The organism is Spirosoma panaciterrae DSM 21099, from assembly GCF_000374025.1.
Classification (GTDB): domain Bacteria; phylum Bacteroidota; class Bacteroidia; order Cytophagales; family Spirosomataceae; genus Spirosoma; species Spirosoma panaciterrae.
Genome location: NZ_KB893205.1, coordinates 1 through 12078 on the forward strand (window position 1 = coordinate 1; position 12078 = coordinate 12078).

Genomic DNA, 12078 nt, shown 5'->3' on the forward strand with positions numbered 1-12078 from the left:
GCCAGGGTATAATCCAGGAATCGCCCATTGGGTTGGGGTATAGCCAGGGTGAAACTGGTCTTGGCGATGTCAATACCGACATAGATGGTGTTCATAGGCGTAGTTGATTAAGGCGTTTACCGCTGATGCTTATCGATTCTTTATTCGGGCTTTATGCCCCACGAACTGTTCAAGCTGGCGGTTGAAAACCTCCGTCGGCGACTCGCATTCCGAGCGGTCTTGGTGACCCTTGACAAAAGATAGTCTACCGACGGAGGCACTCAAAAGGACTGCTACAAACATAGAATGACAGAAAATATACGCTGATACAGTCGCCTACAAAGCCCATATTACAACCCCCCATTTTAAGAAATATAAGGATACCGTAAAGGACATGGTGAAGTCGCTCGAACTGGTCGATGTTACGCTGGTAGGCGTTGCCAAAAAGCCAGGTATGTGATGGCGCGTCCGTCCATTTCGATCTCGTTAATACGAACCTTTACAGTACCTTGTCGGGCGTGATGGGTAATTCACGGACCCGTTTTCCGGTAGCGTTAAAGACGGCATTGGCTATAGCGGCTGCTACACCTACAATGCCCACTTCGCCAATGCCTTTTATCCCCAGCGTATTGACATGTTCATCGTGCTCATTGATGAAAATAGCATCCAGATGACCAATGTCGAGGTTGGCCGGAACATGGTAATCTCCTAAGGAACGGGTTACGAAATTGCCCCAGCGTGGATCGACAACCGATTCTTCGGTAAGGGCCATACCAATACCCCAGACGTTGCCACCGATGATCTGTGAACGGGCCGTTTTGGGATTCAGAATTTTTCCCGCACCTGTTACGGCCAGAAATCGATTTACTCGGACCATGCCTGTCGATTTGTTGACGGCCACTTCAGCAAAATTGGCGTTGAAGCTATGAGCTGAGTATTCCTCCGCCTGTTCGGGGGGCTTGCTATCCACTCGTGTCTGGTAGTCGGTCAACTTTTCTGACAACATCAACTGAGCGGCTGTGGGGCGAACAAAAAACTGTTTGCCCGATTTGGTCAGCAACTCCTGTGTGATCTTCTCACAGGCATCATTCACCGCATTGGCGTAGCTGGCAGCACCCACTGAACCCACCGCACCTGCAGCAGGAGGCAGATCGGAGTCGCCAATTTTTACGTGCACGTTCTGAACCGCTAAACCCAGGGCATCGGCAGCCGTTTGGGTCAGAATGGTATACGTGCCTGTGCCCAGGTCTGCAGCGGCCAGTTCAATGGTAGCCTTTACCTCATTGCCTGTACGGTTTAGCTTTACCAAAGCGGAAGTTGGTCGTTGATGCGCCGGATAGGTTCCCGCCGAAACCCCATAACCAATCCAGTAATTGCCCTGCGCATTCTGACGAGGTTCGGGTTTCCGTTTTTCCCAACCAAAGGCTTTCGCTCCTTCACGCAGGCATTGCACCGTTGTCCGCGACGACCAGGGTTTTCCGTTCGATGGGTCGCGTGCGGGTTCGTTTTTGATCCGAAACTCGATCGGGTCCATTTTTAATGTATATGCCAGTTCGTCCATCGCCGATTCGAGGGCAAAACTCCCCGTCGATTTGCCTGGGCCACGGGTGTAGGTCGGCACAATCAGATTCATAGGCACTACCCGGTACGTGATGAGCGAGTTCGGGCTGTCGTACATGATTTTCGAACAGTCGCCACAAGGCTCCACAAATTCATCGTTGATAGCGCAGTGGGTGGTGATCTCATGGGCCAGCGCCGTCAGTTTACCATCGGCGGTAGCGGCCAGGCTCACTTTCTGGCGATTGTGCTGCCGAAGTCCCACGGAGTTGACCATTTGCTGACGGGTGAGTGCCAGCTTCACAGGACGATTGACCTGTCTGGCCGCAACGGCTGCCAGAGCCAGATTGGCCCATTGACCGCCTTTTGACCCAAACCCACCACCAATGTAAGGTGACACGATGCGTACCTGTTCGGGTTTCAGATTCAGGGTAGCGGCTGCGGCACTCTGGGCACCATTGACGATCTGGGCACTGCTGTATAAGGTAACCTTATCCCCGTTCCATTCGGCAATAGCGGCATGGGGCTCCATAGGGTGATGGTGCTCGATGGGCGTTTCGTATACCTCTTCCACTTTGTGGGTAGCCTGCCTGAGCGCAGCCTGTACATCGCCCCGTTTAGCGTCGGCCTTGTCTTTATCTTTGGGCATACGAGCCTGATCGGCAACCAGATCGAAGTCGACTTTAGGCTCCTTCTTCTCATAGGTAACGTTGATCAGTCGGGATGCGTAACGCGCCTGTTCGAATGTTTCGGCTACTACGATGCCGATGTTTTGCCCAAAAAACTCAATCTCCGGACTTTGCAGCAACGCTCCCCCACGCAACCCCCCTTTGACATTCAGTTTCGGTGCATTTTTATGGGTAATAATCGCCAGCACACCGGGCGCTTTTTCGGCCGCAGCACTGTCAATATCCTGAATCGTACCGGCAGCAATGGTACTTTTGACCAGAAGGGCATAGGCCGGATTGGTCACTGTGTGATCCATTGAATACGGCGCTTTGCCCGTTACTTTAGCGATGCCGTCGATGCGGTTGATAGGGGAGCCAACGGCTTTATTCGTGTCTTTCATGAGATTGTTGTTTGCGTCACCGCATTACAGTTTGCCGCCGTTCATGGCTGTTTGCAGCGCCAGAACAATGCTTCGCTTGCCAAGCTCAACTTTAAATGCATTGTGAGCCAGTGGTTTTGCGTCGGCCATGACGGCCTCGGCTGCCTGATTGAAATTGGCTTCGGTAGCCTCTTTGCCCACAAGGAGTTGTTCGGCTTTCAGGGCTCGCCAGGGCTTATGCGCTACGCCCCCCATTGCAATACGGGCCTGTTTGATCATAGCTCCTTCGGTTTCCAAAGCGGCTGCAACCGATACCAGAGCAAACGCATAGGATGCCCGATCACGAACTTTGAGGTAGTACGATTTATCGGCCAGTCGGTTCGGAGGGAGTTCGATGGCAGTGATCAATTCGCCATGCACCAGGTTCGTATCTTTTTCAGGCTGGTTGCCGGGAAGTCGGTGAAAATCCGCGATGGGAATCTGCCGTTCCTGACCAGCCGCATTTCGAACATGGACCACTGCATCCAGAGCCGCCAGCGCAACAGCCATATCGGACGGATAAACAGCCACGCATTGATCCGACCAGCCGAAGATGGCGTGCATCCGGTTAATGCCTTCCCGAGCCCCACAGCCTGTTCCGGGGGCGCGCTTGTTGCAGGGCATAGATACCTCGTAGAAGTACGGGCAACGGGTCCGCTGAAGCAGGTTGCCCCCGTTGGTCGCCATGTTTCGTAGTTGCCCCGATGCGCCTGCCAGAATGGCCTGGGTCAGCAGCGGGTAATGCTGGCGAATGAGTGGATGGTTGGCGGCATCGGTGTTTTTGCCGAGTCCACCCATCGAAACCCCTCCCTTGTTGACCCCATTGGCAATGGACTTAACCTCGGCCAGGCCGAGGTCCGAAATGTCGATCAGGGTGTTGGGCCGTTCCACATCTTCCTTCATCAGGTCTAGCAGGTTGGTGCCACCGGCGAGGAATCTGGCGTTTGGGTTCTCGGTCAGCAGCTTAATGGCTGATGTGGCATCGTTGGCCCGGGTATAGGTGAAAGGTCGCATGGCGTAAAGTTGTTGAGAGTGAGGTAAAGGCTTAAACCGAACGGAAAACCTGTTCGACCGGCTTACCACTATACACCTCCTGAATAGCAGCCACTATATTCGGATAGGCTCCGCACCGGCAGATATTCCCCGACATCCGCTCCCGAATTTCTTCGTTTGACAGCCTTGCCGGGCCTGTTGTTTGGCGCACGTTTTGGGTAACGTAGCTGGCCTGCCCTTTTTTCGCTTCATCCAGCATCGCTACGGCCGAACAGATCTGACCGGGCGTACAGAAGCCACACTGAAATCCATCGTGTTTGAGAAAGGCATCCTGCATGGGGTGTAGCGTATCGTTTTTAGCCAGTCCTTCAATGGTCTGTACCGCTTTGCCTTCGCAGGAAGCCGTCAGCGTCAGGCACGACAACACCCGATGGCCATTTACCATCACCGTACAGGCTCCGCATTGACCGTGGTCGCAGCCTTTCTTTGAACCCGTCAGGTCCAGCCGTTCGCGTAAGGCATCCAGTAAGGTCATGCGCGAATCGACGGTTAATTTCCGGACTGTACCGTTGACCTTGAACGACACGTTAACGGCATTGTCGAGGCTTACTGAAGCGGGTTCGATGGCTGGAGCCGGAGTTAATGGACGCGTTAAAAGCTGCTCGGCCACTGCCGACTGAGCGGCCAGTATACCTCCGCCAGCCAGTGTCATCAGTTTAAGGAAATGACGACGATTGACGCCGGTATCCAGAATTTCGCTCAGGTCTTCGGGCATCAGATTGGCAAACAGTCGCTTTTCGTCCTCCGTCAGTTCGGGTGATTCGTGTTCGTCCATCAGAATGGGATCGTTTGAGAGTCGGTATGAGCCCTTTTGCTGGATTTGCACGAAGGCTCAGATGAGTAACGACTTAAACCCATCGTTAGGGTGTATTGTTCTACTTATTTATCGGATCGGCGAGGAGGATATTTATCAGCACCTGGGGCATTAGAAATCGGGCATCATGCCATTTTACAGATAGCAACGTAATGGCTTATAGCCTAAGCTCCTGACCTATGAAACGTATCCTTACAACTAGGTTGATTCGGGATGTTGCAGCTTCAGTACTGATGCTGTCGTCGAATCTGATGTTTGCTCAATCGGCAAGCCCTACCCTTCATCGTATTCAGCCCCTAAGCCTGGAGCAGGTCCGAGTCAATGACCAGTTCTGGAGCCCCAAATTGAAAGTCTGGGATTCGAAAACGGTGTACGATGTTTTTGACAAGCTCGAAGGGAAGTATGAACCTGACCGAAAAGACCTGATCGACGAAAAGGCGAAGCTAGGCCGGACCCGAAATGCGTTTTTGAATTTCGATTGGGTAGCTCAGGGAAAGAAAAATACAGGCGAGCATGATGGGCCGCCCTGGTACGATGGCCTGGTTTACGAAACGATTCGGGGAGCGGCCGATTTGCTGGTCGAATACCCTGACCCCAAACTGGAGCAGAAAATCGATGGGTATATTGATCGTATAGCGGCTGCCCAGGCGGCTGATCCCGATGGCTACATTAACACCTATACAACGCTGGTAAAACCCAATCAGCGGTGGGGCACTAACGGGGGCGACGATAAGTGGCAGCACGATATCTACAATGCGGGTATGCTCATCGAAGCGGCTGTTCACTACTATAAAGCAACCGGCAAAACAAAGCTGCTGGATGTAGCCACTACATTCAGTAATTACATCTACCAGCAAATTGGCCCGGCTCCGAAGGCAAATGTAATTCCGGGCCATGGCGGACCCGAAGAGGCTATTCTGAAGCTCTACTGGCTGTTTCGGGATGAACCCGCGCTGAAGGCAAAAATGAGCGTGCCGGTCAATGAAAACCACTATTATACCATGGCTCGGTTCTGGATCGAAAATCGGGGTAATTATGGGGAGAAAGACGGGAGCCATGCCCGCAAGAGCGATGAATCGTATAACCAGGACCACATGTCGGTTTTTAAGCAGAAGACCATCGAGGGCCATGCCGTTCGGGCTACTTTACTGGCTACAGGGGTAGCGGCAACGGCTTTAGAAAACAAAGACGAGCGCTATGTCGAAACGGCCAATAATTATTGGGACAATATGATCGGCAAACGGATGTTTATTACGGGTGGCGAAGGGGCTATTGCCGATGGTGAGCGGTTTGGGGCCAACCATTTCCTGCCCGAGTCAGCCTATCTGGAATCCTGTGCGGCCATTGGAGCGGCATTTTTCAGCCAGCGGATGAATGAACTGGAGGCCGATGGAAAATACATCGACGAACTCGAACGGGTGTTGTACAACAACCTGCTGTCCAGCGTGTCGCTCGATGGAAGCCATTATTTCTACGAAAATCCGCTGGTAGCTACCGATCATAAACGCTGGGCATGGCATAGCTGTCCCTGTTGCCCGCCGATGCTCCTGAAAATGGTATCGGCCATGCCGGGTTTTATTTATGCCTACGACAAAGATGCGGTTTATGTAAATCTGTTTATCGGCAGCGAAGCGACAATTGACCGGAAAGACAGCAAAGTGCACATCCGACAAATGACCCAGTATCCCTGGAAAGGGGAGTCGATTATTGAAGTTGACCCTTCAGCGAGTAAAGCGTTCACGGTTAAAGTACGGATTCCGGGCTGGGCACATAGCCTGGAAAATCCGTTTGGTTTGTATCGCTCACAAGTGAGCGAACCCGTTTCGCTTAAAGTGAACGGTAAGGCGATTGCTGTTCACATCCAGAATGGGTACGCGTCTCTTCACAGAACCTGGAAAAAAGGTGACCGGATCGAACTAAGTCTGCCTATTCAACCCAGGGTTATTACCCCAAACGATTCGATTCAGACCATTAAAGGGAAGGTTGCGCTGGCAGCAGGACCAATTGTTTATGGGTTTGAAGGGGTCGATAACCCCGAATTGACCACGTATGCGTTGCCTGTCGATACATCGCTTCAACTGACGTATAAGCCTGGCCTGCTGAATGGGGTTAATGTAATTACAGGAAAGGCAACGGATAAGTCGTCGAAAGCCGTGACCTTTACGGCAATTCCATTCTATACATTCGGCAATCGGGGTGTTTATCCGTATAAGGTCTGGTTGCCAAAACAATAGCCTGCAATTCCTGTGCTTCAGACAGGTCTCCGTCAGCCGAATCGATCTCAGAAGTTCGCGTTTGGTTGGTCGAAACACTAGGCATCCAGATGCCAGGCGCGGGTGGTAATTGACTTGGCCCAATCAGGTAGCTTATGATAGTCTGTATAGCCACAGAAAGCGGTTCGGGTGGTTTCTTTCAGATCGCCACATCGTTCGCAAAACAGCTTGACGGTTTCAACAAACGTCTGGCTATGCCGACCCGACGAGAAGTAGTACGAATCGGTTTGATAATGCTGAAATTTATGGGCTTTGCAGATCATAAGCTGAGTCACGGATTGAATCCGATACCGTTGTTAAGATGAACATGTGTGCTCTTCCTTTGCGGAACAAAACCAATGCCAAACGTTGTAGGTTGACCCAGCCAGTTGTGTCGAAAGGATTTAGTGGATGCCCCGGTGCAGACGAAGCCGAGTGGATGAACGAATGAAACGCAGGCATCGTTTATTTAGCGATTACTCCATTGAGTAAGTAATGTTAGGTAATGTAGAAACGCCCAGTCCAGTCAGGATTGGGCGTTTTTGTTGGCCGCAGGTACACAAATCGGGCTATAGCTCCACAAAGCCATCAGCGGAGAAAGGTAGTTGTGCCGTTTCGGTCATGATCGGATTTAGCGACTGAAATCACGCTTTCAACCTGCGCAACCCGTCATTAGTCATCTTTTTTTTTCGGCCATCCGAAAACCGTATAAACTTATGCGCCTTTCCGAAGAAAAATCAGAACTCGGGAATCCGTTCGAAGGGTTATTCAGACGGAATGGATCGGCTATGATGTCGTAGCTACGTTATGAATACCTATAAATGAGTACGCACGTATGGCCAACGCTGCTGGCAACTACCTTACCAACCGTCAACGATGGCAACTGGCCACGACCGTTTTTGCTATCTACTGGCCTATTCGGCTTTATGTGGCGGTCAGCCATTTTTCGCTGGCTCTTCTGGAGCGGATATGGCCATTCTGGATCATGGAAATTACGGTTACGATTCTATTTTTTGGTTTGTGGCTCACCGTTACCGACTGGTTCCAGCAACGAATATTTAAACTCTTTAACAAGGGCTTTCTGATCGAGTTCGACCTGCCTGCGCAATTGGTTACACTGTTCGTAGCGGGTGGATTGGCCGTTTTATTTAATATGGGCTTCTTTCGCTTATGGCAGGCAATGGCCCAGTTTGAGCCGATTCGGCTTTCAACGACTACGCATTCGATGGCCAATGTTCAGAAAACAAACCGACCTCGAGACCCTTTTCAGGAACATAAGTTTTATAACGGACTAACCATCATGGCTATGCTGGCGGCTTTTTATCTGGCGGCCAATCGAAGAGGCTATCAGCAGCTTGAAGACATCCGGGTGAAAGCCGAACAGCTTAAACAGGAAGCGGCTCAGGCGCAGTTCGTAGCCCTGAAAAATCAGGTTAATCCCCATTTTCTGTTCAATAGTTTTAGCATACTGTCGTCACTTATTGCCGTAAATCCAAAGCTTTCTATCCAGTTTGTGGGACAACTGGCCAAATCGTACCGCTATGTGCTGGATCAATATGAGGCCCAATGCGTAAAGCTTTCGGATGAGCTTGAGTTCCTGAAAGCCTACACGTTTCTGCTGCATATCCGGTTTGGGGATAAGTTTCGCGTCGAAACCGATATTCCTCAGGAAAAAGTGTCTTCGTTTCGAATTGCTCCCCTTACACTTCAGTTGTTGATTGAGAATGCGGTGAAGCACAATCAGATGTCGGCCGAAGTACCGTTGCTTGTTACACTGTTCATTCAGCAGGATTATTTATGGGTGACGAATGCGATTCGACTGCGGCCCAAAACGGAAGCATCGACGGGACTGGGGCTGAAAAATATTACCAAACGCTACCTGCTTCTGACCAATCGACCAGTGCTGATTGAGGATCAGGCTAATGTGTTTACGGTTAAAATTCCATTGCTCGAATGAATGTATTAATTGTTGAAGATGAGCCTCTTACGGCTCAACGACTGGAAATACTTTTACTTGACTATGATCCTCAGATTCGGGTACTGGCTCAACTGCCGTCGGTGTCGAAAGCCGTCCAGTGGTTCAACGATCCACTATCTCCTGAACCTGATTTGATTTTTCTGGATATTCACCTGGAAGATGATCTGGGTTTCAACCTTATCAACGAATTAAATCTGACGATCCCAATCATCTTTACCACGGCTTTTGACGAGTACGCGTTACAAGCGTTCAAGGCAAACAGCATCGACTACCTGTTAAAACCCATTGAGAGTGAAGAGCTAGCGGCTGCCATCGATAAGTTTAAAATGGTTCGTCAGGTTTCAGCGACGATGCATACAGCCGTACTCAATCAGTTGATCAAACGACTGGAGCCTCCTACCTATCGCGATCGGTTTATGGTGAGCGTTGGTCCCAGATTACGAAGTATTCGTATTGAGGAGATCGCCTATTTCTTTTTTGAAGATAAAGCTACCTATGTTGTGCCGCATTCGGGAGTGCCGGTATCGATCGATTACAGCCTGGATAAACTGGGGCAACTGGTTGATCCCGATCAGTTTTTCCGCGTCAACCGATCCTACCTGGTCAGTGCGTCGGCCATCAAGTCGGTATATGCGTACTCAGGTAGTAAACTTAAGGTAGAACTGGCTCCACAGCCTCGCCAGGAAGTATTTGTGAGTATTGATCGGGTCACCAGTTTTAAGGAATGGATGGGAAAGTGAGCCGCCTGACGATCGTTTCCAGATCGATTTAACCCATAAAATCCCTCGTCTGTCCCTGGAAACCCGTCATTAGTCACCTTTTTTTTAGAGCCCGGCCAGCTACGTATGAATTTTGTCTCGTTCTCTGATTCGCTGGGGTATCCCTGATGACGAGGGCGTCTATTCAACGTTCTATCCAGGTTATGACTTACTATTTCTATACGTATTACCGTAATCCTAAAATCACACTTCATCGGGCCGATTGCGGCTTTTGTAACAAAGGGAAAGGCATGCAAACGGGACGCTCGCATAACGGAACTGGCCGCTGGCGAGGCAGCTATGCCCAATTCGAACAGGCTGTTGAAGCGGCCCGGCTCCTTAGCGAACAAATGGGTGTTGAACCCACCTATTGTCAGAGATGCCTGCCCGGTCAGGAAATCGAATCCCTAACGAACTGACATTCCTGATTACCCAACTAACCACTGACTAATGCCCAGACGTGTTGACTCAGCTCATATACGTCCGGGTATTTTTGTTTGTCGATTGAAAGGGCACATTGATCGGTGTTCAGGAGCAGCTAGTCTATATGGCTTGTACAATCAGTTGAAAAAGTATTGCTTTAGGGGTATATTTCCAGGAAATGGTGCCAAGTGCTGGGTAAGCCTGTAAGCAGCATACGGTTTGTACAGATGTACCCGTGTGCCGATCAGATCGAAACCGTCGCCTGTCGGAAAGCTTGCCCGATACGGTCGGGGGGACATTTCGGTTCAATTCGGCCGTCGAGCGACTGGTACAGTAAATAAAGCCCCTGTTTTCTCTTTCATCCAAGTCCGTTAACCGATTGTTAAGCATGAAAAATCAGACAACCCGTCGTCAGTTTTTAGGAGCCGCAGCTATGCTTGTTGCAGGAGCTACTGTTGGTAGTACTCGTCTGTTTGGGGCTCCTGCCCTCATCCGTAGCCTTGGCGATAAACCCAATTCTCTGTTCGATGGTGTCCAGATCGGGACCATCACGTATTCGTTTCGGGATATGCCCGATCAAAGTGCCGAAGCCACACTTCAATATGTGCTGGATTCTGGCATAAGCGCCATAGAGTTGATGGGTGGGCCTGCCGAATCGTTTGCCGGTGCCCCCAAGAGCACGGTCGATATGCGGGCTGTTTTTCCATTGATGAGGAAGCGGGCCGAGAAACAGGAGCTTACCGAAGACGAGCAGAAAAAGCTTGCGGAGTTCGATGCGCAACGGAAGGCGTATCAGGCCGAACTGGCTAAGTGGCGGCTTTCGGCCCCCATGAACAAATTTGAACAGTTGCGAAAAATGTATAACCAGGCCGGGGTAAAAATTTATGGCTTCAAGCCCGACGCCTTTGGGGTACAAAATTCGGATGCGGAGATCGACTATGGCATGAAAGCGGCCAAGTTACTGGGCGCTAATCAGGTCACACTTGAGCACCCCTCCAACGATGCGCATACGTTGCGACTGGGGAAAATGGCCGAAAAGAATGGTATAAAGGTGGCCTACCACGGGCATGAGCAGCAAACCCCCACGTTCTGGGATACCGCACTGGCCCAGTCGCCCACCAACGCCATTAACTTCGATCTGGGCCATTACGTAGCGGCTGGTAACCCTGATCCTTTGGTTTTCCTGAAGCAAAAGCATGATCGGATTGCCAGTATGCACATCAAAGACCGACAAACGGCCGACCATGGTAAAGGAAATCTGGCCTGGGGTCAGGGCGACACCCCATTGCGCCAGGTATTGCAGTTGATGCGTGAACAGAAGTATGCCTTCCCGGCGGCTGTTGAACTGGAATATAAAATTCCAGAAGGTTCAAACTCAGTGAAAGAGGTGAAAAAATGCGTTGATTACTGCCGGAATGCGTTGAGCTAGTTGAAACGCATTTTCAAACCAAATCTCCAGCGGCCTCAATGAACAATCGATTTCATTGAGGCCGTTTGATTATGGGCTGGCCCGGTTAGATCATGATCGGCACAAAGAGGTTTTTCTAAATCTTATGTAACAGTTCTTGGTTCATATGACACATTTTGTTACTTTTTTATAAAGGCACGTCTAACGTATACTGGCCTTGGCCTGTAGCCGTTAACTTGTACTTTATGAAAGCATTTTTGTTGTTTGTGCTATTCTGGGTTCGATTTGGGCTTTATTTGCCCATAATTATCCTGTTATTTTTGATAATTCTTATTCGGGCTGTACGCATTCTGATTGCTGAACAGCACGTATAATGTTGACAAAGTTTGTATGGATTATCTTGATTTTTGTTTAGTTTAGCAGCTAGTAAGTTGATAACGAATAGTTTCTCCATACCATGAAGCGTAAAAATTGGCTCCCTGTACCTGGCCCCTGGACGCTCGTCCTACTGATTTCGCTCGCCCTGTTCTATTTTTTCATTAAGTTTCTGCTAAAGTTATTTTGAGACCATAACGTATCCGTATGTATTGGTTGTTTATTTGATTTTTCGGTAACTTTTAGTGGTCGATATTTGAAGTATTAGTTTCATTTGATATGTTTGCACGAAGCTCTTAATCGTCAACGTCTTATGAAACGCTTAATGCCAAAACGAAAATTTCGTTTTGATCCCTGGATTCTGGCTGTCGTATTTTCGATCACGCTTTTCTGG

10 protein-coding genes are annotated in these 12078 nt (G+C 50.0%); 5 read left to right on the plus strand and 5 right to left on the minus strand.

All coding sequences use genetic code 11. The features are described 5' to 3' along the window. Window positions 1–478: 478 nt before the first annotated feature. From B153_RS0124715 to B153_RS0124725, 3 genes are read right to left on the minus strand one after another with little or no spacing between them, the layout of a single operon-like run. Entirely contained in the window at window positions 479–2605 is a 2127-nt protein-coding gene (locus B153_RS0124715; protein ID WP_020599429.1) for a xanthine dehydrogenase family protein molybdopterin-binding subunit, read from the minus strand. Between the two features lie 24 nt (window positions 2606–2629). Further along, entirely contained in the window at window positions 2630–3637 is a 1008-nt protein-coding gene (locus B153_RS0124720) for an FAD binding domain-containing protein (protein ID WP_020599430.1), read from the minus strand. 31 nt (window positions 3638–3668) lie between these two features. After that, window positions 3669–4451 carry a 2Fe-2S iron-sulfur cluster-binding protein gene (locus B153_RS0124725; protein ID WP_020599431.1) on the minus strand — a complete coding sequence of 261 codons (783 nt, stop codon included), beginning with the start codon at window positions 4449–4451 and terminating at the stop codon, window positions 3669–3671. A gap of 218 nt (window positions 4452–4669) precedes the next feature. Here B153_RS0124725 and B153_RS0124730 point away from each other — a divergent pair, with 218 nt between their 5' ends. Beyond that, a complete protein-coding gene (locus B153_RS0124730; RefSeq protein WP_051097346.1) occupies window positions 4670–6724 on the plus strand; it encodes a glycoside hydrolase family 127 protein in 2055 nt (684 codons plus the stop codon). A 77-nt stretch (window positions 6725–6801) separates the two neighbouring features. Here B153_RS0124730 and B153_RS0124735 read toward each other — a convergent pair whose 3' ends face one another. After that, on the minus strand, window positions 6802–7026 hold the full coding sequence (locus tag B153_RS0124735; RefSeq protein ID WP_020599433.1) for a hypothetical protein: 225 nt from the start codon (window positions 7024–7026) through the stop codon (window positions 6802–6804). After that, window positions 7007–7204, minus strand: coding sequence for a hypothetical protein (locus tag B153_RS38360; RefSeq protein WP_211221712.1), 198 nt, complete (start codon window positions 7202–7204; stop codon window positions 7007–7009). The genes B153_RS0124735 and B153_RS38360 overlap by 20 nt, the downstream gene beginning before the upstream one ends. A gap of 373 nt (window positions 7205–7577) precedes the next feature. Between B153_RS38360 and B153_RS0124740 the strand changes: the two genes are divergently transcribed. The 4 genes from B153_RS0124740 to B153_RS0124760 all read left to right on the plus strand — a co-directional run bounded on the left by B153_RS0124740 (window position 7578) and on the right by B153_RS0124760 (window position 11330). Beyond that, on the plus strand, window positions 7578–8699 hold the full coding sequence (locus B153_RS0124740; protein ID WP_020599434.1) for a sensor histidine kinase: 1122 nt from the start codon (window positions 7578–7580) through the stop codon (window positions 8697–8699). Further along, window positions 8696–9460 (plus strand): LytR/AlgR family response regulator transcription factor, encoded by a 765-nt coding sequence (locus tag B153_RS0124745; protein ID WP_020599435.1) that lies wholly within the window; start codon window positions 8696–8698, stop codon window positions 9458–9460. The genes B153_RS0124740 and B153_RS0124745 overlap by 4 nt, the downstream gene beginning before the upstream one ends. A 182-nt stretch (window positions 9461–9642) precedes the next feature. Beyond that, a complete protein-coding gene (locus B153_RS0124750; protein WP_020599436.1) occupies window positions 9643–9897 on the plus strand; it encodes a hypothetical protein in 255 nt (84 codons plus the stop codon). Window positions 9898–10289: 392 nt separating this feature from the next. Continuing rightward, window positions 10290–11330, plus strand: coding sequence for a TIM barrel protein (locus tag B153_RS0124760; protein ID WP_020599438.1), 1041 nt, complete (start codon window positions 10290–10292; stop codon window positions 11328–11330). Window positions 11331–12078 lie beyond the last annotated feature (748 nt).